Genomic DNA, 21,599 nt, shown 5'->3' on the forward strand with positions numbered 1-21,599 from the left:
GGTCATGGTGTCTCCCTTCTTCTTCGTCTTCTCGGAACCGGCCGCTCAGCAGCAGCCAGCGTTGAGGGCGCGAGCGATGGCGTGGATCGCCTCGGACTCGGCCCGGTAGTGCACGTTCAGCCCACGGCGCTCCTTGCTCACGAGCCCCGCGCGCTCAAGGCGCTTCAGGTGGTGACTCACCGTGCCCTCGGTCAGGTCGACAGCGGGGGCGAGGTCGCACGTGCATGCCGTGCCATCGGGAGCGGTGAGCAAGGAGGTGAGCAGCTGCAGCCGGGTCGGGTCGGCGAGCGCCTTCAACCGCAGCGCGAGCTGTTCGGCCTCATCGCGGCTCAGGGCGGAGGAGGAGCCGATCGGCTCGCAGCAGATCGGGGCGGTGGTCGTGAGCACGGGCAGCGGAGCGGGCATGCCCTCAGTCTGACAGTGATTTGATATATGTCAAATAAAACGGTGACGACCACGGCGCCGTCAGCGACGGGCCGGTGTGAGCTCGAACTCGGCGGCGAGCCCGGAGACGTGCTCGGCGATCTGATCGCGCGTGCGCCGCAGCCCTGGCCGGCCGCTCGTGCTCTCGAGCATGATTCTCCAGGTGCGGAACTCGCGGCCCTCGAGCTCATCGAGGGCGTCATTGCAGTTGAGCACGATGATGTGGTCGGCGGCCGCCACGAACTCCGGCGTCACGGGCTTGGGGTACTCGCCGAACGAGGGGATGCCCAGCTCGTCGAGGGTGTCGGTGACGGCGGGCAGCACGCGCGCGGCGGGATGCTCGCCCGCACTGACCACGCGCGTCGAGAGCGGCGCGATCGAGCGCATGAGGGCCCCGGCGAGCTGCGAGCGGCCCGCGTTGCCCGAGCACACGAACAGGAACGAGGGCGGGGCCGGGCGCGATCCGTGCCGCGCGCGGAAGCGCAGGGCCTCGAGCCGGTCGGCGGCGAGCTGGGCGGCGAGCGCACGGCCGTGGTGGGCAGGGTGGTCGAGGTGCCGGTAGCGCCGGAAGCTGTCGAGCACGAGAGCGCGCACGGCGGCCTCGTCGATCGCACGCGCGTGCTGGGCGGTGAGCCGCCGGGTGACCTCCTCGATGATCTCGAGAGCCTGCGGCGCGTGCAGCGTCATCGTGCGCGCCCCGCGCGCTGAGTGCCCCCCCTGCCACGTGACCAGGCAACGGGCCTCTCGTGAACGGCGTGTGAACGCACGACGACCCCGGCACGACGGTTGGGCGATTCCTGCCACAATGGGCCGCATGCACGACGACGGGCTCGCAGAAGCCGGCTACCAGGTCGACGGCGGCGTGGGCGGCGACTTCCTCGACGACTACGACGAGTCGACGAGCGTCGACGACGGCACGCTGCCGCCCGACCGCTACCTCGATCGCGAGCTCAGCTGGCTGCGGTTCAACCAGCGCGTGCTCGAGCTCGCCGAAGACGAAGCGGTGCCGCTGCTCGAGCGCGTCAACTTTCTCGCCATCTTCGCGAGCAACCTCGACGAGTTCTTCATGGTGCGCGTGGCCGGGCTCAAGCGCCGCATCGTCACGGGCCTCGCCGTGCCGACGAACACGGGCCGTGCGCCGGCCGACGTGCTCGCGGACATCAACGCGCTCGCGCTCGAGCTGCAGTTGCGCCACGCGCGGGCGTTCCACGACCACGTCAAGCCCGCGCTCGACGAGGCCGGCATCCACATCGAGTCGTGGGCCGATCTCAGCGAGTCCGACCGCTCGCGCGTCGACGAGATCTTCTCCGCGCAGATCTTCCCCGTGCTCATGCCGCTCGCCGTCGACCCGGCCCACCCCTTCCCGTACATCTCGGGGCTCTCGCTCAACCTCTCGGTGCGCGTGCGCAACCCGAAGACCGAGCGCGTCGAGTTCGCGCGCCTCAAGGTGCCCCAGGTGCTGCCGCGCTTCGTGCAGCTGCCCGACGACGGTTCGGGCCGCGTGCGGTTCCTCACCCTCGAAGACCTCATCTCGAACCACCTCGACGAGCTGTTCCCCGGCATGGAGATCCTCGAGCATCACGAGTTCCGGGTCACGCGCAACGAAGACGTCGAAGTCGACGAGGACGAGACCGAGAACCTCATCCAGGCCCTCGAGCGCGAACTGCTGCGCCGTCGCTTCGGTCCGCCCATCCGTCTCGAGATCACCGATGACATGGATGCTGTGACTCTCGGCCTGCTGGTTCGCGAGTTGGGCATCACCGAGCAGGAGGTCTACCGCCTGCCCGCGCCCCTCGACCTCGGCGGGCTCTTCGAGATCTCGAAGCTCGACCGGCCGCACCTCAAATACCCCAAGCACGTCCCGGTCACCCCACTGCAGCTGCAGCCGGTCGAACCGAATGCGACCCCCGACGTCTTCGCCTCGATCTCGCGCGGCGACATCCTCGTGCACCACCCCTACGAGTCGTTCGCGACGAGCGTGCAGGCCTTCCTCGAGCAGGCTGCGCGCGACCCCAACGTGCTCGCCATCAAGCAGACGCTCTACCGCACGAGCGGCGATAGCCCCATCATCGAGGCCCTCATCGACGCGGCCGAGGCGGGCAAAGCCGTGCTCGCGCTCGTCGAGATCAAGGCGCGCTTCGACGAGCAGAACAACATCGAGTGGGCGCGCAAGCTCGAGAAAGCGGGCGTGCACGTCGTCTACGGCCTCGTCGGGCTCAAGACCCACTGCAAGCTCGCTCTCGTCGTGCGGCAAGAGAAGGGCGGGGCGCTCAAGCACTACGCCCATATCGGCACGGGCAACTACAACCCCAAGACGAGCCGCATCTACGAAGACCTCGGGCTGTTCACCGCCGACGACCAGGTCGGCAAAGACCTTACGCGGCTCTTCAACGAGCTCTCGGGCTACGCCATCGAGAAGAAGTTCAAGCGCCTGCTCGTCGCTCCGCGCTACTTGCGCCGCGGCCTGCTCAAGCTCATCGCCACCGAGACCGAGCACGCGCGCGCGGGCCGACCCGCCGGCATCCGCATCAAGGTGAACTCGCTCGTCGACGAGGCGATCATCGACGCCCTCTACCGGGCGAGCGCCGGCGGCGTGCCCGTCGACATCGTCGTGCGCGGCGTGTGCGCCCTGGTGCCGAGCCGCGAGGGGCTCAGCGACACCATCCGCGTGCGCAGCGTGCTCGGCCGGTATCTCGAGCACTCGCGCATCTTCGCCTTCCAGAACGCGGGCGACCCGCAGGTCTACATCGGCAGCGCCGACATGATGCACCGCAACCTCGACCGCCGCATCGAGGCGCTCATCCGCCTCGTCGAGCCGGCGCACCTGGCCGAGATCGACGAGCTCTTCGAGACGACCATGAGCGAGCGCACGGCCTCGTGGCACCTGCGGCCCGAGGGCGATTGGCAGCGCGTCCACCGCGATGAGCGGGGCCAACCGCTCGCCGACCTGCAGAATGTCGTCATGAACGCGATCGCGGCCCGGCGCCGCGGGGGCGCGGCGCGCGCATGACGCCCGCAGCCCCGTTCACGGCCACCGCATCCGACATCGTCGAGGCGGCCGGCGCCGTCGTGTGGAAGATGGTCGACGGCAAGGCGCGCATCCTGCTCGTGCACCGCACGCAGCACAAAGACGTCTCGCTCCCCAAGGGCAAGGTCGACCCGGGCGAGACCCTGCCCCACACCGCCGTGCGCGAGATCGCGGAGGAGACCGGCTTCGAGGTCGCGCTCGGCGCCCCCCTGGGCACGGTCGAGTACCGCCTGCCCAACGGCCGCGACAAGGTCGTGCACTACTGGTCTGCCGAGGTGGATGCGGGCCAGGCCGAACGGCACAGCTACGAGGCGAACGGCGAGATCCGCGCCCTCGAGTGGGTGCCGCTCGCCAAGGCCGCCAAGCACCTCACCTACGCGCACGACGCCGATGTCGTCGAGCGCTTCGCCGCGCAGGTCGAGGCGGGGCTCGCGCGCACCTTCGCGCTCGTCGTGCTGCGCCACGGCAAGGCCATGCCGCACGAGCAGTGGGACGGCCCCGACCACACGCGGCCCCTGCTGCACCGCGGGCTCGAGCAGTCGCGCTCGGTCGCGGGCGGCATCGCCGCCTTCGGCCCGGAGGCGCTCGTGACGAGCACGGCGGCGCGCTGCATTGCGACGATCGCGCCGACCGCCGAGGCGACGGGCCTCGAGGTCAAGCACTCGCGCGGCCTCAGCCAAGACGCGTACTCCGCCGACGCCGCGCGCGTGCGCCGCCAGGTCGAGAAGCGCGTCGCACGCCGGGTCACGGCGGTGCTCTGCAGCCACGGGCCTGTCATCCCCCAGATCATCGGCGCGGTCGCCGAGGTCACGGGTGCGCCCGTCACCCCCGCGCTACGGCGCAGCGCCGCGCTCTCGACGGGCGACTACACCGTGTTGCACCTCGCGCGCGAGGGCGAGCAGCCTCGCCTCGTCGCGATCGAGACGCACAGCCCCGCGCTCGTCGGGTGAGCGCGCGTGCGGTGGATGAATAACCACCGTTAACCTTCCGTTCACCTGAAGTGAGTGAGATGGTAATCACGTGCCCCCGCGCGCGTTCCCGCTCCAACCTCGTGATCCCGACGTCGGGCCACCCCCACCCCAGGAGTTTTCGTGACGCACACCCGTGCCGTGGGCATCGTCAGCATCGCGCTCTCGGTGAGCCTCGTCATGGCCGGGTGCGCGGTGAACGAGCAGATCGGGCCGGGAGCATCCGACTCCCGCATCACCGGCACGCTCGTCGGGGCTGGCTCCTCGGCACTCGGCGCGGCGCAGAACAGCTGGATCGCAGGATTCCAGACCGCCCATCCCCGTGCGAACGTGACGTATGACCCCACGGGCTCAGGCGCCGGGCGTGAGGCCTTCGCCGGAGGAGGTACCGACTTCGCGGGCACCGATCGCGCGTTCTCGACCGAGGAGCTCGACGGGGCGGTGGAGTTCCGCGGCTGCGCCGTCGACTCCGGGGTCGTACAGTTGCCCCTATACATCTCCCCGATCGCCGTGATCTTCCGGCTCGAGGGGATCGACTCGCTCAACATGTCGGCCGACGTCATCGCCGGCATCTTCGCCGAGCGGATCACCGACTGGAGCGACCCCGCGATCGCCGAGCTCAACCCCGAGACCACGCTGCCCGAGCTCGCGATCACGCCCGTGCACCGCTCCGACGACTCGGGGACGACCGAGAACTTCACCGACTACCTTGCCCAGGCCGCTCCGACGGTGTGGTCGTTCGAGGCCGACGGGGTCTGGCCGCTCGACTCGGGCGAGGCCGCCCAGGGCACGTCGGGAGTGGTGGATGCCGTGTCCAACGGCGTGGGGACGATCGGCTACGCCGACGCCTCGCGCGCGGGCGACCTCGGCATCGTCTCCGTCGGCGTGGGCGACGAGTTCGTGCCCTACTCGCCCGAGGCGGCCGCCGCGATCGTCGACGCCTCGCCGACCGTCGAGGGGCGGCCCGATTTCGACCTCAGCCTCGAGCTCGACCGCGACACCACCGCATCCGGGGTGTACCCCATCGTGCTCGTGTCGTACCTCGTCGCGTGCGAGCGCTACACCGACCCCGTGAAGGCAGAGCTCGTCGCCGAGTACTTCCGCTATATGGCGAGCACGGAGGGGCAGCTCGTGGCGCAGGACGGCGCCGGTTCGGCGCCGATCTCGGACGCGCTCTTCCTGCGCGTGAGTGCGGCGATCGAGGCGATCTCGTGAGCGCGCCCATGGTGCCGGCCCGGCAGCGCATCGGCGATCTGATCTTCTCGCGCGCGGCCCTCATCGCCGGTGGCGCCATCCTCGTGGTGCTCGCGCTCGTCGCGATCTTCCTGGTCGCGCAGAGCATCCCCGCTCTGATCACCGACCCGGCGGAGTTCATCGGCGCGCCCCCGAGCCTCTGGGACTACGTCTGGCCGCTCGTGTTCGGCACGCTGTGGTCGGCGCTTCTCGCGCTGACCATCGCACTGCCGCTCGCGATCGGCATCGCCCTCTTCATCTCGCACTACGCACCGAGACGGCTCGCGCAGCTGCTCGGCTACATCGTCGACCTGCTTGCGGCCGTGCCCTCCGTCGTCTTCGGCCTCTGGGGCATCGGCGTGCTCGCGCCCGCGGTGCTGCCGGCCTACACCTGGCTCACCGAGAACCTGGGGTGGATCCCTCTGTTCGCCGGCCCGGTCTCGGGCACGGGGCGCACCATCCTCACCGCCGCTATCGTGCTCGGCGTCATGGTGCTCCCCGTCATGACGGCGATCTGCCGCGAGATCTTCCTCCAGACGCCCGTGCTGCACGAGGAAGCCGCGCTCGCGCTCGGCGCGACGCGCTGGGAGATGATCACGATGGCGGTGCTGCCCTTCGGCCGCCCCGGCATCATCTCAGGAGCCATGCTCGGTCTCGGTCGCGCCCTCGGCGAGACCATGGCTGTTGCGATGGTGCTCTCGCCGCAGGCGATCGTGACGTTCGCGCTGCTGCAGTCGGCGAATCCCTCGACCATCGCCGCGAACATCGCGCTGAGCTTCCCCGAGTCATACGGGGTGAATGTCAACCTGCTGATCTTCACCGGTCTCGTACTCTTCATCATCACCCTCGTCGTCAACTCGATCGCACGATACGTCGTCAACCGGCGCAGAGACTTCTCGGGAGCGAACTGAGATGACCGCCATCCAGCCCCGAGCGGGCATCGCCAGCAGCCTCACCCAGGGCCAGTTGCACCCGCGCACCCCCTGGGTCGTGTTCGGGCTGAGCCTCACGGCGGCCGGTGCGATTGTCGCCCTCATCGCCATGGCGACGGGCGCCGAATTCTCGATCGTCGGCACGATCTTGCTCGGCCTGCTCTTCCACATCGTGATGATCGTCATCATCAGCCGGCAGGTCGAGGGCTCGCGCACGGCCACCGACCGGTTCGTGACCGCGCTCGTCGCCGGCGCCTTCCTGATCGCCATTACGCCGCTGATCTCCGTGCTCGCGACGGTCGTGATCAACGGCTCGGCACGCTTCGACGTCACCTTCTTCACCCACTCGATGCGCAACATCGTCGGCGAGGGCGGCGGCGCCCTACATGCGATCGTCGGCACGGTGCTCATGACCGGCACCGCGGCGATCATCTCGATCCCGATCGGCCTGCTCACGGCCATCTACCTCGTGGAGTACGGGCGCGGGCCGCTGGCCCGGGCGATCACGTTCTTCGTCGATGTGATGACGGGCATCCCCTCGATCGTCGCGGGGCTTTTCGCCTTCGCGCTGTTCGCGCTGTTCTTCGGCCCCGGGGTTCGCATGGGGTTCGCCGGGGCGATCGCGCTCTCGGTGCTCATGATCCCGGTGGTGGTGCGCTCGTGCGAGGAGATGCTCCGCGTCGTTCCGAACGAGCTGCGCGAGGCGGCATTCGCGCTCGGGGTTCCCAAGTGGCTCACGGTGCTCAAGGTCGTGCTTCCTACCTCGGCGGCGGGCATCGCGACGGGCATCATGCTGTCGATCGCCCGGGTGATCGGTGAAACCGCCCCGCTCCTCATCGTCGCCGGCTACACGGCGAGCATGAACTACAACCTGTTCTCCGATCGAATGCAGTCGCTGCCCGTTTTCGTCTTCACCTCGTACGCCAACCAGGGCGTCGACACGCAGGCCTACCTCGACCGAGCCTGGGCCGGAGCGCTCACCCTCATCCTCATCGTCATGCTGCTCAACCTGATCGCCCGCATGATCGCCCGCTTCTTCGCCCCCAAGCTCGGCCGCTGAGCCCCACCCCGATCGAAGGAATGCTGCCCCCGTGTCCAAGCGCATCGAAGTCAACGACCTCAACGTCTACTACGGCAAGTTCAAGGCCGTCGAGGGCGTCAGCATGGTCATCGAGCCCCGCAGCGTCACAGCCTTCATCGGCCCCTCGGGGTGCGGCAAGTCGACGTTCATCCGCACGCTCAACCGTATGCACGAGGTGATCCCCGGCGCCTACGTTGAGGGCGAGGTGCTCATCGACGGCGACGACCTCTACGGCCCCGGCGTCGACCCCGTGCTCGTGCGCCGGCAGGTCGGCATGGTCTTTCAGCGCCCGAACCCGTTCCCGACCATGTCGATCCGCGACAACGTGCTCGCGGGCGTCAAGCTCAACAACCGCCGCATCAGCAAGACCGACGCCGACGAGCTGGTCGAGAAGTCGCTGCAGGGCGCCAATCTCTGGAACGAGGTCAAAGACCGTCTCGAGCGCCCCGGCTCGAGCATCTCCGGCGGCCAGCAGCAGCGGCTCTGCATCGCCCGCGCGATCGCGGTCGAGCCCGAGGTCATCCTCATGGACGAGCCCTGTTCTGCCCTCGACCCCATCTCGACGCTCGCGATCGAAGACCTCATCGAAGAGCTCAAGAAGGACTACACGATCGTGATCGTGACCCACAACATGCAGCAGGCCAGCCGCGTGAGCGACAAGACGGCCTTCTTCAACATCGCGGGCACCGGCAAGCCCGGCAAGCTCATCGAGTACGACGACACCTCGGTGATCTTCTCGAATCCGAGCGTCAAGGACACCGAAGACTACGTGTCGGGCAAGTTCGGATAGCGGCGCGACGCCGCCGCCGGTCTAGTCGCCGACACGGTACCCGATGCCGCGCACGGTGTGCACGACATCGGGCAGTTCGGGAGCCGCTTCCGCGAGCCGGAGCCGAATCTTAGCGATCATGACCCGCACACGGGCGAGGTGGGCGGGAACCCCCGCCTCGAAAACCTGCACGAGCTCGGGAAGCCGCACGACCCGCGGCGAGGCTCGCATGAGGTACTCGAGGATCGCGAACTCCTTGGGCGACAGGTGCACTTCCCGACCAGCGACGAGCACGCGGTGGGAGAGCGAGAGGAGCTGCACGTGACCGCACTGCAACTCGGTAGGCAACGGCTCATCGCGGAGCCGTGCGGGCTCGAGCGCCCGCACCTCGTTGGCGATGCGCGGTGCGTCGAGAGGCATCGGCAGCATGCCACGAGCGCCCCGGTCGAGGGCGGCGACGGCGTCTGCGTGATCGTCGTCGCACGCCAGCCCGATGAACACCGGCGCGCGCGTCAACGACACGACGACGTCGGTGAAATCGACGATCGACATGCCGATGAGATCGGTCGGAGCGATCACCGCCGATACTTCAGCGTGTCCGAGCTCGACGAGCGCTGCGGCCGAGTCGGTGCGATGGACAACGGCGAGCCCCACGGAGCGGAACTCGCGGTCGGTCACGCGCAGTGGCCTGCTGGGCGAGTCGACGATGATGACCCGCGCCGGCCAGACCGACGGTGAACCGCCCGCCGCCCCCTCGCCGGCCGCCATCGCGCGCTCGGTCGACATCACCCGAAACGGCCGGAGATGTAGTCCTCGGTGCGCTTGTCGGCCGGGTCCTCGAAGATCTTCGTGGTCTTGTCGAACTCGACCAGCACGCCCGTGCGGTCGCCCGTCGACTCGTCGGCGAGCGCGGTGAAGAACGCCGTACGGTCGGCGACGCGAGCAGCCTGCTGCATGTTGTGCGTGACGATCACGATCGTGTACTCGTTCTTCAACTCGTGCATGAGGTCTTCGATGCGCGTGGTGGCGATGGGGTCGAGCGCCGAGCACGGCTCATCCATGAGGATGACATCGGGGCGCACCGAGATGGTGCGCGCGATGCACAAACGCTGCTGCTGGCCGCCCGAGAGGCTGAAGGCGCTCTGCTTGAGCTTGTCCTTCACCTCGTCCCAGAGCGCGGCCTTCGTGAGCGCCTCCTCGACGAGGTCGTCCATCGAGCTGGGCTTCATGCCCGTCACGCGCGGGCCGTAGGCGATGTTCTCGTAGATCGACTTCGGGAACGGGTTCGGCTTCTGGAACACCATGCCGATGCGACGACGCACCTCGATGGCGTCGACGTCCTTGCCGTAGATCTCCTCGCCTTGGAAGGTGATCTGGCCTTCGACGCGAGCGCCGTCGACGAGATCGTTCATGCGGTTGAGCGAGCGGATGAGCGTGGACTTGCCGCACCCCGAGGGGCCGATGAGCGCGGTGATCTCGTTCTCTCCGAACGACAGGTTCACGCCCGTGACCGCGCGAAACTTGCCGTAGAAGACGTTGACGTCGATGCACTCCATGATGGGGTTCGGAATGTCGGCGAGCGTGCGCTGCGCGGCCGTCTCGACGTGCATCGAGGGCTTGCGGCCCTCGGAGAGCGAGAACTCGGCGGGCTGGGACTGGGTTGCCATGAGTGGGGTCCGTTCGGTTGCGGTCGACGTGAGCGGCTTACCAGCGCTGCTGGTAGCGGTTGCGGATGATGATGGCGAGCGCGTTCATCGCGAGCAGGATGCCGAGCAGCAGGATCGAGGTCGCCGCCGCGAGGATCGCGAAGCCTTCCTGCGGCCGCCCGACCCAGTTGAAGATCTGGATGGGCATGGTCGTGTAGCCGCTGAGCAGGCCGTTGGGGTCGAAGCTCACGAAGACGAGCGCACCAAGCAGCAGCAGCGGTGCGGCCTCCCCGAGCGCGCGGGAGAGGGCGAGGATCGATCCCGTCGCGATGCCGGGAACGGCGCTCGGCAGGGTCTGCCGCATGACCGTCTGCAGCTCGGTCGCACCGAGCGCGAGCGAGCCCTGCCGGATCTCCATGGGCACGGCGCGCAGTGCCTCGCGCGTCGCGATGATGATCACCGGCAGGATCAGCAAGCTGAGCGTGAAGGCGCCGGCGATGACGATGTTGCGGTTCGCGACGCCGATCGCCACGAGGAACCCGAGTGCGAGGAGTCCGTAGACGATCGAGGGCACCGCGGCGAGGTTCTGGATGTTCAGCTCGACGAGGCGGTTGAACCAGTTCTTCTTGTCGGCGAACTCCTCCATGTGCACGGCGGCCGCGACACCGAGAGGGATCGACATGATCGCGGTCGTGATGATGACCCAGACGGAGCCGAGGATCGCCGGGCGCGCGCCCGCGTCCTCCGGGTCGGAGGCCGGGTACTCGGTGAAGAGCCGGGAGTCGAAGCGCGGCCAGCCGTCGATGACCGTCGTGACGATCAGCACGACGAGGAAGCCGAAGGCGACGAAGAGGCTGAACCAGAGGGCGATGAGGAAGAGGATCGACTTCGGGCTGGAGTCTCCGCCGCGAGCACGGCCGCGGACGGTCGCCCCGCGGATGTGCCCGCCCATGGTCACGGTGGTCAGAGCCATCAGTAGGCCTCCCGGAATCGGCGCACGATGCGGATCGCGATCGCGTTGATGAAGAGCGTCAGGATGAAGAGGAGCAGGCCGACCGCGAAGAGCGTGTTGTACTCGATCGAGCCGACCCGCGAGTCGCCGAGGGCGGCGTTCGCGATGAAGCCGGTCATGGTCTGACCCTGCTCGAGGGGCCCGGTCACGACTCGAGCCTGGCTGCCGGCCGCGATCGCGACGATCATCGTCTCGCCCACGGCGCGAGAGACGCCCAGCACGATGGCCGCGATGATGCCCGAGAGCGCGGCGGGGAAGACGACCCGGATGGTGGTCTGCATCTTGTTGGCCCCGAGGGCGGCCGACCCCTGGCGCATGCCGAGTGGCACGGCCGACATGGAGTCTTCACTGATGGAGGCGATGGTGGGGATGATCATGACGCCCATGACGAGACCGGCGGCGAGCACGCTGAAGGCGCCGGTGTCGAGCTGCAGCCACTCGCGGAAGACGGTGGTCTGCACGAACTGGAGGGCGAAGAGGCCGTAGACGACGGTCGGGATGCCCGCGAGCACCTCGAGGATCGGCTTGAGCACCTTGCGCACGCGCGAGGACGCGTACTCGGAGAGGAACACCGCGGCTCCGAGCCCGAGCGGGATCGCGACCAGCAGGGCGATTGCAGTCGTCCACATGGTGGCGCTCACGAGAGGCAGCACCCCGAACGATGCGTCGGCGAAGCGAGGAGCCCAGCGGTCGCCGAACAGGAAGTCGGTGACCGGCACCTCGGCGAAGAACTCGAGCGAGGGCCCGAGCAGCGCGATGACGATGCCGATCGTGATGACGATCGTGATCCACGCCGCTATGCGGAATACGAGCTTCACTGCGAGCTCGCCGTCGCGCGGGCGCATGGTCGACACAGACCCCGCGGGGCGGCCCGACGACGTCGTCGGGCCGCCCGTGGGGGTGAGTGTGCTCATGAAGTGCACTCTCTCCTTGTGTGTTGGGTGATGCGTGATGTGGTGGGTGGTGCTTAGCCGGCGAGCGAGGCGAGCTCGTCCGCGGCGGTGGTGATCTGCTCGTCGGTCAGCGGCACGAAGATCGCGGCCTCGGCGATCGACGCGGCGTTGGCCACGTAGTAGTCGACGAAGGTCTTGACAGCCTCGTTACCCGTGTACGACTCGTTCGCGACGTAGATGAACAGCGGGCGGCTCAGCGGCGTGTACTCGTTCGACTGAACGGTCTCGACGTTGGCATCGACGCAGCCGGCGCCACCGTCGATCGCGACGGCACGCAGCACGTCGGCGTTCTCCGCGACATAGCTGAGGCCGAGGAAGCCGACGCCGCCGTCTTCACCGGTCACGCCCTGGATCGTGATGTTGTCGTCCTCCGACGGGCTGTAGTCGGTGCGGATCGCACCCTCTTCGCCGTTGATCGCGTCGGTGAAGTAGTCGAACGTGCCCGAGTCGGTGCCCGCGCCGAAGAGGGCCAGCGGCACGTCGGGGAACGACGGGTCGATCTGGTTCCAGTTCGTGACGGTGCCCTCCGAGGCGGGGCCCCACATGGTGGCGAGCTGCTCGACCGTCAGGCACTCGGCCCAGTCGTTCGCGAGCGGGACGATGACCGAGAGGCCGTCGTTCGCCATGATGATCTCGGTGAACTCGATACCGTTCTCCTCGCAGGTCGCGATCTCCTCGTCGGAGATGGCGCGCGACGCGTTCGAGATGTCAGTCTCACCGGCGCAGAACGCGGCGAAGCCACCGCCGGTGCCCGAGGTGGCGACGGTGACGTTGATGCCGGGCTCGACGTCGCGGAACGCGTCGGCAGCGGCCTCGGTCAGGGGGGCGACGGTCGACGAGCCGTCGGCGACGACGGCGCCGGTGAGGCCTCCGTCAGCGTCGGTGCCGGCCTCGGTGGTCTGGCCGCCACAGGCGGAGAGGATCAGGGCGGTGATCGCGGCGGTGGCCGCGATACCGGCGAACTTGAACGTGCGCTTGGTCACTGTGTTCCTTTCACAGGCGACCCTGCGGGCCGCTTCGGATGAAATGTGGGCGCCGGCGAACCGACTTCTCCGATCGAAGGCCCCCCGGGTGAACGTGACGTGAACGGCGAGCGTCTGCCGTGTAGCGATCGGCGGTCGACTCGACCTCCTCGAGGGTCTCGAGCATCCGCTCTTTGGGTGAACGCAGGGTTAACGGCGGTCGACGATTCGACTCAGTCGTTACCCCCGTGCGGCGGGGGCGATGACGAGCCGCACGACGAGCACGCCGAGCGCCGCGCCGACGAGCTGGGCGCCGATGAAGGCCGGGGCGCTCTCGGGCGCGATGCCCGCGAAGCTGTCGCTCAGCATGCGCCCGATCGTGATGCCGGGGTTCGCGAAGCTCGTCGAGCTCGTCACGAAGTAGGCGCTGCCGATGTAGAGGCCGACGGCGGCCGGCACCCAGCCCCGCTGGTCGCGCGCGACGAGGGTCAGGATGACCGCCACGAGCCCCGCCGTCGCCACGACCTCGCCGAGCAGCAGCCCGGGCTCGGCCCGCACCGTGGTGCTGATCGACACGGCCGCACCGCCGTACATGAGGTTGGCCAGCACCGCGCCCGCGGCGAAGCCGAGCACCTGCGCGAGCACGGTGGGCAGGATCTCACGGGCGGGCACGAGCCGCTGCGCCACGAGCGCGAGCGTCACGACCGGGTTGAGGTGGGCGCCGCTCACGGCCCCGAGCAGCACGATGAGCACGACGAGCGCGGCCGCGGTCGCGACGGCGTTGATGAGCAGCTGCACGCCGACGTCGTCGGTCAGTCGGGTGGCCATGATGCCCGAGCCGATGACGGTGGCGCCGAGCCCGGCGCTGCCGATGGCTTCGGCGAGCATGCGGATCGGAAGGGGGCGAGGGGCGGCAGGGGGCGCGTCGACGTCGGTCACGGCCACACTGTACGTCATCGCATAGACTCGGGTCTATGAGACCGCGCGGCCCGGTGGCTCCCGAGCTCGGCGCCCTGGGCGACGCCACTCGGGGCGCGATTGCGCGCCTGCTGCTCGACGCCGACGACCACGCGCTGACGGTGGGCCGCCTCACCGAGGCGCTCGCCCTGCGCCAGCCCACCGTCTCGCACCACCTGCGCGTGCTGCACGAGGCCGGCATCGTCGACCGCGAGCCGCGCGGGCGCGAGGTCTGGTACTCGCTGCCCGAGCCGGTCGCGGCGCGGCTCGAAGAATGGGTGCCCGCGCCAGCGGCGGAACCGCTCAGCGGGGCCCTGCTCGGCCGCATCATCGACGACCTGGGCACGCGCTTCGCGGGCACGTTCTCGCGCGAGACCGTGCAGCGCGTCGTGCTCGACAGCGACAACCTGTTGCGGGCGCGCGACGGCTCGGGGCGCGCACTGCCCTCGGCGACCGCCCAGTTCGCGGCTGAGCGCCTGAGCGCACAGCAATCGAGCGGCCTCGTGGGCGAGCGGCCGCCCGGCGCTGCGCTCGAGGTGCTGTTCGTGTGCGTGCAGAACGCCGGCCGCTCGCAGCTGGCCGCCGCGATCATGCGCCACCTCGGGGGCGAGCGCGTGCGCGTGCGCACGGCGGGATCGGCGCCGATCGATGCGATCCGCCCCGCGGTCGTCGCGGCGCTCGACGAGATCGGCGTGCCGCTCGGCGGCGAGTTTCCGAAACCGCTCACCGACGACGTCGTGCGCGCGGCCGACGTGGTCGTGACGATGGGCTGCGGCGACGCGTGCCCCGTGTTCCCGGGCCGGCGCTACCTCGACTGGGCGGTCGCCGATCCGGCCGGGCAGCCCCTCGAGCGCGTGCGGGCGATTCGTGACGACATCGACGGGCGCGTGCGCGGGCTGCTCGACGAGCTGGGCGTGCTGGCCTGACGCGGTCGATCGGGTGCGAGCGCGCATCCCCGTGGCGCAAAGCATAGATGTGTGTCTATACTTTGAGCATGAAGAAGACAGCCCCCGTCGACCCCCAGCCCACCGTTCTCTTCGTGTGCGTGCACAACGCCGGCCGCTCGCAGATGGCCGCGGGCTACCTGCAGCACCTCGCGGGCGACCGCGTCACGGTGCTCTCGGCCGGCTCGGAGCCGAGAGACCAGATCAACCCCGTCGCCATCGAAGCCATGGCCGAAGAGGGCATCGACATCGCCAACAACGTGCCCAAGATCCTCACCGTGCAGTCGGTCGTCGACTCCGACGTCGTCATCACGATGGGCTGCGGCGACGCGTGCCCGATCTTCCCGGGCAAGCGCTATGAAGACTGGGAGCTCGACGACCCGGCCGGCCAGGGCATCGACTCGGTGCGCGTGATCCGCGACGACATCAAGCGCCGCGTCGAGGCGCTCGTCGCCGAGATCGCCCCGACCCGGTAGGGCGCGGTCGCGCGCGGCTCGATCGGGCTACGTGCGGTCGGGCTCGCGCAGGGCGAGCACGATCGAGGGCAGCGCGAGCGCGAGGCCCTCGAAGGCCCAGAAGATCGCCATCACGGCGCCCCAGCTGAGCTCGAGGGTCACGAGATCGTCGTCGCTCACGACGACGAAGGCGATGAGCGCGATCGTCGCGGCGAGCAGGGTCACCCCGGCGAACCAGCGGTAGGCCTCGACGTAGGCGCGATCGCGCACGCGCGACTGGCGCTCGTCGAGGTACTCGTCGGGCAGGTCGGCGACGACGCGCACCGACATGCGTAGCGCCCACCACGCGATCGCGGCGAGCCCGATCACCCCGAGCGCGGCCAGCGCCGGCAGCGTGAGCCAGGCGACGGGCATCGCGACGAGCAGCGCGATCATGATCGCGACGATGCCGCGACGGGCGCGGCGCGTGCGCATCCAGTCCCAGCGCGTGTCGCGCATCACGGTGTCGGCCATCTCGGCCACGGCCCGCTCGTTGCGCTCGCGGGCAGAGAGCTTCTTCTCGGTCATGCGGTTTCCTCCTCGGTCGGGTCGGCGCCGTCGAACGGCGCGAGAGAGAACAGCTGCTCGACGGGCACGCCGACGAGCCGCGCGATGCGCAGCGCGAGGGCGAGCGACGGCGCGTACTCGCCCCGCTCGAGGTACCCGACGGTCTGGTAGTGCACGCCGACGGCGTCGGCGAGCTCTTGCCGGCTCAGCCCGGCCCGCACCCGGTGCTCTTCGATGCGGGTGTAGACGGGGTCTTCTGACTTCGGCTTGCGTCCCATACTCGTAGCATAACTACTACATAGCAATAATGCAACAGGATGCCCAGGGCCGCGCACGACGAAGGGCCCCGTGCACGCACGGGGCCCCCTCGAGTCGTCGGCGCTAGGCCGTGGCGATCGCGACGATCGGGTCGGTCGTCGGCGCCGGGCTGCCCGACGCGGGTTCGACCGTCACTCCCACGACCGTGCCGGCCTCGAACGCGCCGTCGAGCACCTGCACGACCGCCCCGTCGCCGTCGACGGCGAAGAGGCCGGCCGGCGTGGGCACGCCGTCGGTGATGTACCAGAGGGCGTAGCGCTCGTCGTCGCTCAGCGGCGCGAGGCCATCGAAGACCATCGCCGAGATCCCCACCGAGGCGCTCGAGACGAGCGTCGCCGTGGCGCCTCCCGCCACGTCAGAGACCACGGTCGAGACGTCGGGCGCCGCGACGATCGCCGCCAGCTGGTCGGCATCGCTCGGCGCTCCGGGTGCGATGATGTCGGCGGCGAACACGCCGCCGAAGAACAGGGCCACCGCGGCAGCGGCGGCCGTCACGAGCATCGCGGGCCGGGCGAACCAGCGCGCCTGCGCTCGCGCGGCGGCCGACCCCGGTGCGGCGGCGGGCATCGCATCCACGACCCGATCGCCGGCGGCCGGATCGCCGACAACCGGCTCGACCGCCACGAGCGGCGCGAGCTGCGGCGTCGTCGCGATCGCGGCCATGACCGCGTCTTTCATGCCCGCCGAGGGCGCCACCGGCGCCACCGCGAGCCCGAGAGCGGCGCGCACGTCGGCGAACTGCTCGTCGCGCATCTCATCGATACCGTTCGCGTCATCGTCGATCGACTTCATGACGCCACCCCCAATTCTTCGCGCAACCGCATCATGCCGTCGCGCAGTCGAGTCTTGACCGTGCCCATCGGAATGCCGAGCATGGCGGAGACCTCGCTGTGGCTGTAGCCGCCGTAGTAGGCGAGCTCGACCGCTTGTCGCTGCAGCTCGGTCAACCGGCTCAAGGCCTTCTCCACTCGATCGTGTTCGATGCGGATCTCGACGCTCTCTGCGACCGAGTCGTAATCCCGGTCGAGATCGCGGATGCCGATTCTGGTGTCTCGGTCACGAGACGACTGCGCACTGCGTACGCGATCGATCGCTCTCCGGTGGGCCATTGTCAGCATCCAGGTCACCGCTTTCCCCTTATTCGGATCGAAGCGCGGTGCGGTTTGCCAGATCTCGAGCAGAACTTCTTGCACCACCTCCTCCGACTGGGCGTGGTCTTTCAGCACGTGCCGCACGAGCCCCAGCATGCGCGGGGCGATGAGGTCGTACAGCTCGCTGAACGCGCGCTGGTCGCCCGTGGCGACGCGCAGCAGCAGGGCGTTGGTGGCCTCGACGGTGGCGTCGGCAGCGGGGGCGACGTCGTCGAGCGCGATTTCTGGGGGCACGAGTACCAGCATCGCAGGACTCGGGCTGATCTACGGCTGAACGGGCCCTGCGGGTCGCGGGCGCAGCAGCGCGGCGGCGAGGCCCGCGGCGAGCGCGATCGCCTGCACGAGCGCGGCGATGACCTTGTCGGCGTACCAGATCGGCTCGAAGAGGAACGGCAGGCCGATGGGGCTCAGGTCGAGCGGCACAAGGGTCGTGATGACGACGAGAGCGAGGCCGCCCGCGGCGACGAGCGCGGCGAGCGCCGAGGCCCAGCGGGTGCGGGAGATGAGCAGCAGGGCGGCGGCGATGTTCACGGCGGCCTGGATGCGGAAGAGCGTGCCCTGGCTCACGAGCGCGCCCGTGATCGCATCGAAAGGGCCGGCGAGGCGCAGGTGCACGACAGCGTTCACGACGAGCGCGATGGCGGTGATGATCAGCAGGGCGATGCGGAGTGCGCGCATGAGCGGGGCCTCTCGGGTGCGGGGATGGTGCGGGAAGACGAGTACGGCCGGTGGGGTGGGGCTCGGGTCCCCTCCCCCCCGGCCGGTGGTCAGCGTTCGGCCCCTACCGGGCGTCGCGCTGGGTCATGCTGGCGACTACTGGATGCCCAGGTTGGTCGCGATGCCGCCGGCGAGCGCGGTCGCGGTCATCGGCATGTGGCTCGCGGCCTCCTTGAGCAGGTCGAAGTAGGCCGGGTCGTTCGCGATGTTGGCGTCGATCGCCGCGAGCAGGGTCGTCGCGTGCATCTCGAGCTCGGCCTGCACGGCCTCGGCCGGCAGCTCGGGAACGACCGAGTTGATCAGCTGGCCGAACGACACCGCGTAGGCGCCGAGGTCGGCGACGGCCTGCTCGGCGAGCGCGTCGTCACCGGTCGCCTTGCCGAGCGTGTAGTTGACGAAGAACGGGATGTGCGAGCGCCACGAGTCGAGGAACGGCTGCTCTGCGTCGGGGTACGCCGAACCGACGAGCGCGGCGACCTCGACCGAGTTCTCGTCGAGAGCGGCCACAGCGGCCTGCACGTTGGCGGTGGTCAGGTCTCCGCCATCCTGCAGCGCCTGGTCGATCGCGGCACCGGCGAGGTACACGTGGTCGGCGAGCAGAGCGGTGAGCTGGGCACGAAGGGCCGAGCCGTCGCTGTTGACGGTGTCGATGACGGCGGCCTCCTCCATGGGGGCCTCCGCCTCGGCAGCGGTCGAGCAGCCCGAGAGAACGAGAGCGGCAGCCAGGCCGAGGCCGGCGAATGCGATGGACTTGCGCATGATGTGATTCCCCTTAGTTGGTTGTGGTGCTGTTGGTGTTGGTGCGGGCCGGCTGCCTAGCCCTCGACGATGACGCGAGCGTTCATCGTGAGGTGCGGCATGCAGAAGTACAGGTACTCCCCCGGCTCGGTGAAGGTGAACGAGAACGTGTCCCCCTCCTGCCCCATCGGCGCGAGCGCGTGATCGAACAGGCCGTCGGCCGACTGCGAACCGCGCAGCCCGGTGCTCTCGTTGACGTCGCCCCAGGCACCCGATGTGATCGTGTGCCCGATGGTCTCGCCGTTGCGCCAGGTGACGGTGGTTCCGACGGGCACCGTGATGTCGTCCGGCATGAACCGGAGTCCGATCGTGATGACCTCGTTCGGTCCCGCCTCGAGCGACTCCTCCGCGGCCTGCGGCAGGCTCGTCGACGTCGCGATGATGGCCGGCGTGTTGCCGGTGCATCCCACGAGTGCGGCGAGCACGAGCGGCAGGGCTGCGATGGCGAGCCCGGAGCGGATGGTGCGTGCGGTCGGTGACATGCCAGGTGTTCGGCACCCCGGGGTGCGGGGTTTGGCCGAGGTGGCGTTGCTCAGCGCACTCTCAGGTTGAGGGCCCGAGCGAGAGCTCGAGGGCATGAGAAAGCCGGGCCGCAGAACGCCTCTCGGCGAGTGGCCGCTCGGAGCGGCAAATATTGGAGCCCGGGGTTACTGCGGCCCGGCTACAGCAGTGTAACCGGGTGACCCTGCACGGCATTCCCGGGCGGTGGATGCTCGGGCTCAGTCGAGCGAACCGGCGCGCTCGAGGGCGGCGCAGGCCGTGAAGTCGCGGCCGCTCGACGTGAGGCGGGCGGCGCGCGCCGTGAGCTCGGCGGCGCGGGAATCGTCGGCCGCGGCATCCGCGTCGTCGGCAAGATCGGCGGCGCCGGCCGCGGCGGTGCGGCAGAAGGCGGCGGCGCGATCGAACGCGACCGCGACGTCGCCGTCGTAGACGCCCCGCAGCACGGCATCGGCGAGCACGCGGATCTCGTCCGGGCCCGTCGGGCTTTCCGCCCCGGCCACGACGACATCCGCGGTCGACAGCACCTCGCTGCCGCGCTGGAACAGTAGCGCCGTGCCCGCCGGGTCCTGCCGGATGAGCGCGCGCAGCAGCGACAGCCGCCAGAGCGCACCCGGCAGCGTGCGGGCACCCGCGCGCGACCACAGCTCGGCGAGCGTGTCGAGGCCGTGCTCATCGGTGAAGGCGACCATGCGCTCGACCAGGTCGGGGTCGTCGCTCGAACGCACCCGGTGCACGAGCGCGCGGGCCGAGTCGTGCGCGATGCGCAGCGCGACGGCGGGGTCGAGCCCGCCCTCGATCGCGTCGAAGGCGCTCGACGGCCGCCGCACGGGGCGCATGGGGCGATCGTTCATGGCCTCAACGCTAACCCTGCGCCGGTGGTCGCTTTTTCTCATGGAGATCTGGTTCGCGAGCCCCTGTGCTCGGTAGGCTCGGTCGAATCGTATTCACCAACTCGGGGGTTGTCATGTCTCGCACCACGCTCCGCGTCTCGTCGCTCTTGGTGCTCTCGTCGGTCGTGGCACTCGCCGGTGCGGGAACCGCGTCTGCACTCGGCGGCGCGACTGATACGCGCACGTCGATCTCTGTGGACTGCGCGATCGGCGAAGGCTCGAACGACAACCAGGTGATCCTGCCCGGCGAATCACTCACGATCACGCTGCTGAACTGCGGCGACTGGCTGGTCACCGATCTCGCCGGCTTGAACGCGATCGATGTGCCCGCCGAGGCGAGCGACATCAACTCTTTCGTCGTACCCTCTGGCTCGCCGACCTACACGATGTCGGTCGACGACGAGGTCGACCTCGAGCTCACCTTCGAGGCCGACGACATCGACATCGACGTATCGATCGCGGTGGCGGGCGATGCTCCGTCGGGTGCGCTTCTGGCCACCAACCGCGTTGCCATGCCGATCGAGATCGACGACTTCAGTATCGGCCTCGATGCGCTGGGCACGGACGTCACCCTGGGCGGAGACGCGGAATGCACGATGGAAGCGGGGTACCACCCCTACCGAACGCTGCCGATCATCATCTCGGAGTCGGGTGACTTCACCTTCCGCGTCATCGATGTCGAGCCGGTCGATGAAGACCTCCAGTGGGGTCAGCCCTATTACCCCTCTCAAGACTTCTTCTTGGCCGTCTACACGGCCTTCGACCCCACCGAACCCGAGTCGGGACTCGTCTCGTGCAATGACGACCGGCCGGTCGACGACGTCTCGTTCGTCAACGACGGGGTCACCTACATTTCTGACGATCAGGCTCCCGAGTTCGTCGCTACTCTGGCGCCGGGCGCCTACACCCTGGTGCTGACCACGTACCGTTCCACGAGCAGCGACGACTGGGCGGCGGGAGAGTTCTCGGAGTGGTCAGGGGTGTCAGACCTCACATGGGCACCGATCGAGATGAGCGCGCTCTTCGAGCTGTGGGGGCCGACCGGCAGTCTTGCCATCGGCGAACCTGACGAACCGGAACTCGCTGACACGGGCATCGAGCCCTCCGACGCGATGGCGATCAGCGCGGGAGCGGCCCTGCTCATCGCCTTCGGCCTGGCACTTCTCGTTGCACGGCGCTCCCTCAGCCGCACACGCTGATCCCGTCGCAGCACCGCGACCGGTACTGTTATGGGGGGCCTCTAGCTCAGTTGGCAGAGCAGCGGACTTTTAATCCGCGGGTCGTCGGTTCGAGCCCGACGGGGCCCACCACTACT

General features: G+C 69.2%; 25 protein-coding genes and 1 tRNA gene. 10 read left to right on the forward strand and 16 right to left on the reverse strand.

Annotated elements, in window-relative coordinates; genetic code table 11:
- Nucleotides 1–45 precede the first annotated feature (45 nt).
- Both ACK4HH_RS00715 and ACK4HH_RS00720 read right to left on the reverse strand, forming a co-directional pair.
- Complete coding sequence (locus ACK4HH_RS00715; protein WP_409647264.1) at nt 46–405, reverse strand: metalloregulator ArsR/SmtB family transcription factor; 360 nt, start codon at nt 403–405, stop codon at nt 46–48.
- Nucleotides 406–465: 60 nt separating this feature from the next.
- A complete protein-coding gene (locus ACK4HH_RS00720; RefSeq protein WP_409647266.1) occupies nt 466–1,110 on the reverse strand; it encodes a low molecular weight phosphatase family protein in 645 nt (214 codons plus the stop codon).
- A 127-nt stretch (nt 1,111–1,237) separates the two neighbouring features.
- Here ACK4HH_RS00720 and ACK4HH_RS00725 point away from each other — a divergent pair, with 127 nt between their 5' ends.
- From ACK4HH_RS00725 to pstB (ACK4HH_RS00750), 6 genes are all read left to right on the forward strand, one after another.
- Entirely contained in the window at nt 1,238–3,433 is a 2,196-nt protein-coding gene (locus tag ACK4HH_RS00725) for an RNA degradosome polyphosphate kinase (RefSeq protein WP_409647268.1), read from the forward strand.
- A complete protein-coding gene (locus ACK4HH_RS00730) occupies nt 3,430–4,401 on the forward strand; it encodes an NUDIX hydrolase (RefSeq protein ID WP_409647270.1) in 972 nt (323 codons plus the stop codon). Before ACK4HH_RS00725 ends, ACK4HH_RS00730 begins: the two co-directional genes overlap by 4 nt.
- A gap of 141 nt (nt 4,402–4,542) precedes the next feature.
- Nucleotides 4,543–5,634 (forward strand): phosphate ABC transporter substrate-binding protein PstS, encoded by a 1,092-nt coding sequence (locus tag ACK4HH_RS00735; protein ID WP_409647273.1) that lies wholly within the window; start codon nt 4,543–4,545, stop codon nt 5,632–5,634.
- Between the two features lie 8 nt (nt 5,635–5,642).
- Nucleotides 5,643–6,563, forward strand: coding sequence for a phosphate ABC transporter permease subunit PstC (gene pstC, locus ACK4HH_RS00740; protein WP_409647571.1), 921 nt, complete (start codon nt 5,643–5,645; stop codon nt 6,561–6,563).
- A 1-nt stretch (nt 6,564) separates the two neighbouring features.
- Nucleotides 6,565–7,644, forward strand: a complete 1,080-nt coding sequence (gene pstA / locus ACK4HH_RS00745) for a phosphate ABC transporter permease PstA (RefSeq protein WP_409647275.1) — start codon at nt 6,565–6,567, stop codon at nt 7,642–7,644.
- 31 nt (nt 7,645–7,675) lie between these two features.
- Nucleotides 7,676–8,455, forward strand: a complete 780-nt coding sequence (gene pstB, locus ACK4HH_RS00750) for a phosphate ABC transporter ATP-binding protein PstB (protein ID WP_409647277.1) — start codon at nt 7,676–7,678, stop codon at nt 8,453–8,455.
- Between the two features lie 21 nt (nt 8,456–8,476).
- Here the strand turns inward: pstB (ACK4HH_RS00750) and ACK4HH_RS00755 are convergent, their stop codons facing one another.
- From ACK4HH_RS00755 to ACK4HH_RS00780, 6 genes are all read right to left on the reverse strand, one after another.
- Entirely contained in the window at nt 8,477–9,220 is a 744-nt protein-coding gene (locus ACK4HH_RS00755; protein ID WP_409647279.1) for a winged helix-turn-helix domain-containing protein, read from the reverse strand.
- The gene (gene pstB / locus ACK4HH_RS00760; RefSeq protein WP_409647574.1) at nt 9,220–9,990 is read right to left on the reverse strand and encodes a phosphate ABC transporter ATP-binding protein PstB; all 771 of its coding nucleotides are present in this window, start codon (nt 9,988–9,990) and stop codon (nt 9,220–9,222) included. Before pstB (ACK4HH_RS00760) ends, ACK4HH_RS00755 begins: the two co-directional genes overlap by 1 nt.
- Before the next feature lie 148 nt (nt 9,991–10,138).
- Nucleotides 10,139–11,053, reverse strand: coding sequence for a phosphate ABC transporter permease PstA (pstA, locus tag ACK4HH_RS00765; protein ID WP_409647282.1), 915 nt, complete (start codon nt 11,051–11,053; stop codon nt 10,139–10,141).
- Nucleotides 11,053–12,006: a phosphate ABC transporter permease subunit PstC gene (pstC, locus tag ACK4HH_RS00770; RefSeq protein ID WP_409647284.1), complete on the reverse strand. Its 954-nt coding sequence runs from the start codon at nt 12,004–12,006 to the stop codon at nt 11,053–11,055. The genes pstA (ACK4HH_RS00765) and pstC (ACK4HH_RS00770) overlap by 1 nt, the downstream gene beginning before the upstream one ends.
- A gap of 53 nt (nt 12,007–12,059) precedes the next feature.
- Nucleotides 12,060–13,028, reverse strand: a complete 969-nt coding sequence (locus ACK4HH_RS00775; protein WP_409647286.1) for a PstS family phosphate ABC transporter substrate-binding protein — start codon at nt 13,026–13,028, stop codon at nt 12,060–12,062.
- Nucleotides 13,029–13,247: 219 nt separating this feature from the next.
- Nucleotides 13,248–13,946, reverse strand: a complete 699-nt coding sequence (locus tag ACK4HH_RS00780) for an aquaporin (RefSeq protein ID WP_409647288.1) — start codon at nt 13,944–13,946, stop codon at nt 13,248–13,250.
- A gap of 35 nt (nt 13,947–13,981) precedes the next feature.
- On the opposite strand from ACK4HH_RS00780, the gene ACK4HH_RS00785 reads away from it, so the two are divergent.
- Complete coding sequence (locus tag ACK4HH_RS00785; protein ID WP_409647290.1) at nt 13,982–14,890, forward strand: metalloregulator ArsR/SmtB family transcription factor; 909 nt, start codon at nt 13,982–13,984, stop codon at nt 14,888–14,890.
- Nucleotides 14,891–14,958: 68 nt separating this feature from the next.
- Nucleotides 14,959–15,384 (forward strand): arsenate reductase ArsC, encoded by a 426-nt coding sequence (locus tag ACK4HH_RS00790; RefSeq protein ID WP_409647292.1) that lies wholly within the window; start codon nt 14,959–14,961, stop codon nt 15,382–15,384.
- Nucleotides 15,385–15,411: 27 nt separating this feature from the next.
- On the opposite strand, the gene ACK4HH_RS00795 is transcribed toward ACK4HH_RS00790, so the two are convergent.
- The 8 genes from ACK4HH_RS00795 to ACK4HH_RS00830 all read right to left on the reverse strand — a co-directional run bounded on the left by ACK4HH_RS00795 (nt 15,412) and on the right by ACK4HH_RS00830 (nt 20,245).
- Nucleotides 15,412–15,930, reverse strand: coding sequence for a hypothetical protein (locus ACK4HH_RS00795; protein WP_409647294.1), 519 nt, complete (start codon nt 15,928–15,930; stop codon nt 15,412–15,414).
- Nucleotides 15,927–16,187 carry a helix-turn-helix transcriptional regulator gene (locus ACK4HH_RS00800; RefSeq protein ID WP_409647296.1) on the reverse strand — a complete coding sequence of 87 codons (261 nt, stop codon included), beginning with the start codon at nt 16,185–16,187 and terminating at the stop codon, nt 15,927–15,929. The genes ACK4HH_RS00795 and ACK4HH_RS00800 overlap by 4 nt, the downstream gene beginning before the upstream one ends.
- Before the next feature lie 103 nt (nt 16,188–16,290).
- Complete coding sequence (locus tag ACK4HH_RS00805) at nt 16,291–17,019, reverse strand: anti-sigma factor (protein ID WP_409647298.1); 729 nt, start codon at nt 17,017–17,019, stop codon at nt 16,291–16,293.
- Nucleotides 17,016–17,624, reverse strand: a complete 609-nt coding sequence (gene sigK / locus ACK4HH_RS00810) for an ECF RNA polymerase sigma factor SigK (protein ID WP_409647301.1) — start codon at nt 17,622–17,624, stop codon at nt 17,016–17,018. Before sigK ends, ACK4HH_RS00805 begins: the two co-directional genes overlap by 4 nt.
- 18 nt (nt 17,625–17,642) lie before the next feature.
- Nucleotides 17,643–18,056: a hypothetical protein gene (locus ACK4HH_RS00815; RefSeq protein WP_409647303.1), complete on the reverse strand. Its 414-nt coding sequence runs from the start codon at nt 18,054–18,056 to the stop codon at nt 17,643–17,645.
- Nucleotides 18,057–18,191: 135 nt separating this feature from the next.
- Complete coding sequence (locus ACK4HH_RS00820; RefSeq protein WP_409647305.1) at nt 18,192–18,854, reverse strand: hypothetical protein; 663 nt, start codon at nt 18,852–18,854, stop codon at nt 18,192–18,194.
- Between the two features lie 56 nt (nt 18,855–18,910).
- Nucleotides 18,911–19,375, reverse strand: a complete 465-nt coding sequence (locus ACK4HH_RS00825; protein WP_409647308.1) for a plastocyanin/azurin family copper-binding protein — start codon at nt 19,373–19,375, stop codon at nt 18,911–18,913.
- 237 nt (nt 19,376–19,612) lie between these two features.
- Entirely contained in the window at nt 19,613–20,245 is a 633-nt protein-coding gene (locus ACK4HH_RS00830; protein ID WP_409647310.1) for a DNA-directed RNA polymerase subunit beta, read from the reverse strand.
- A 113-nt stretch (nt 20,246–20,358) separates the two neighbouring features.
- On the opposite strand from ACK4HH_RS00830, the gene ACK4HH_RS00835 reads away from it, so the two are divergent.
- Both ACK4HH_RS00835 and ACK4HH_RS00840 read left to right on the forward strand, forming a co-directional pair.
- Nucleotides 20,359–21,483 carry a hypothetical protein gene (locus ACK4HH_RS00835; RefSeq protein ID WP_409647312.1) on the forward strand — a complete coding sequence of 375 codons (1,125 nt, stop codon included), beginning with the start codon at nt 20,359–20,361 and terminating at the stop codon, nt 21,481–21,483.
- Between the two features lie 35 nt (nt 21,484–21,518).
- Nucleotides 21,519–21,594, forward strand: a tRNA-Lys gene (locus ACK4HH_RS00840).
- Nucleotides 21,595–21,599 lie beyond the last annotated feature (5 nt).

The sequence above is a fragment of the Microcella sp. genome (genome assembly GCF_046296455.1).
GTDB lineage: Bacteria > Actinomycetota > Actinomycetes > Actinomycetales > Microbacteriaceae > Microcella.

What these genes read in the sequence shown, in the direction of transcription:
- ACK4HH_RS00715 (WP_409647264.1), bottom strand. Translation starts at nt 405, where the DNA reads ATGCCCGCTCCGCTGCCCGTGCTCACGACCACCGCCCCGATCTGCTGC.
- ACK4HH_RS00720 (WP_409647266.1), bottom strand. Translation starts at nt 1,110, where the DNA reads ATGACGCTGCACGCGCCGCAGGCTCTCGAGATCATCGAGGAGGTCACC.
- ACK4HH_RS00725 (WP_409647268.1), top strand. Translation starts at nt 1,238, where the DNA reads ATGCACGACGACGGGCTCGCAGAAGCCGGCTACCAGGTCGACGGCGGC.
- ACK4HH_RS00730 (WP_409647270.1), top strand. Translation starts at nt 3,430, where the DNA reads ATGACGCCCGCAGCCCCGTTCACGGCCACCGCATCCGACATCGTCGAG.
- pstC (WP_409647571.1), top strand. Translation starts at nt 5,643, where the DNA reads ATGGTGCCGGCCCGGCAGCGCATCGGCGATCTGATCTTCTCGCGCGCG.
- pstA (WP_409647275.1), top strand. Translation starts at nt 6,565, where the DNA reads ATGACCGCCATCCAGCCCCGAGCGGGCATCGCCAGCAGCCTCACCCAG.
- ACK4HH_RS00755 (WP_409647279.1), bottom strand. Translation starts at nt 9,220, where the DNA reads ATGTCGACCGAGCGCGCGATGGCGGCCGGCGAGGGGGCGGCGGGCGGT.
- pstB (WP_409647574.1), bottom strand. Translation starts at nt 9,990, where the DNA reads ATGGAGTGCATCGACGTCAACGTCTTCTACGGCAAGTTTCGCGCGGTC.
- pstA (WP_409647282.1), bottom strand. Translation starts at nt 11,053, where the DNA reads ATGGCTCTGACCACCGTGACCATGGGCGGGCACATCCGCGGGGCGACC.
- pstC (WP_409647284.1), bottom strand. Translation starts at nt 12,006, where the DNA reads ATGAGCACACTCACCCCCACGGGCGGCCCGACGACGTCGTCGGGCCGC.
- ACK4HH_RS00785 (WP_409647290.1), top strand. Translation starts at nt 13,982, where the DNA reads ATGAGACCGCGCGGCCCGGTGGCTCCCGAGCTCGGCGCCCTGGGCGAC.
- ACK4HH_RS00790 (WP_409647292.1), top strand. Translation starts at nt 14,959, where the DNA reads ATGAAGAAGACAGCCCCCGTCGACCCCCAGCCCACCGTTCTCTTCGTG.
- ACK4HH_RS00795 (WP_409647294.1), bottom strand. Translation starts at nt 15,930, where the DNA reads ATGACCGAGAAGAAGCTCTCTGCCCGCGAGCGCAACGAGCGGGCCGTG.
- ACK4HH_RS00800 (WP_409647296.1), bottom strand. Translation starts at nt 16,187, where the DNA reads ATGGGACGCAAGCCGAAGTCAGAAGACCCCGTCTACACCCGCATCGAA.
- ACK4HH_RS00805 (WP_409647298.1), bottom strand. Translation starts at nt 17,019, where the DNA reads ATGAAGTCGATCGACGATGACGCGAACGGTATCGATGAGATGCGCGAC.
- sigK (WP_409647301.1), bottom strand. Translation starts at nt 17,624, where the DNA reads ATGCTGGTACTCGTGCCCCCAGAAATCGCGCTCGACGACGTCGCCCCC.
- ACK4HH_RS00815 (WP_409647303.1), bottom strand. Translation starts at nt 18,056, where the DNA reads ATGCGCGCACTCCGCATCGCCCTGCTGATCATCACCGCCATCGCGCTC.
- ACK4HH_RS00820 (WP_409647305.1), bottom strand. Translation starts at nt 18,854, where the DNA reads ATGCGCAAGTCCATCGCATTCGCCGGCCTCGGCCTGGCTGCCGCTCTC.
- ACK4HH_RS00825 (WP_409647308.1), bottom strand. Translation starts at nt 19,375, where the DNA reads ATGTCACCGACCGCACGCACCATCCGCTCCGGGCTCGCCATCGCAGCC.
- ACK4HH_RS00830 (WP_409647310.1), bottom strand. Translation starts at nt 20,245, where the DNA reads ATGAACGATCGCCCCATGCGCCCCGTGCGGCGGCCGTCGAGCGCCTTC.
- ACK4HH_RS00835 (WP_409647312.1), top strand. Translation starts at nt 20,359, where the DNA reads ATGTCTCGCACCACGCTCCGCGTCTCGTCGCTCTTGGTGCTCTCGTCG.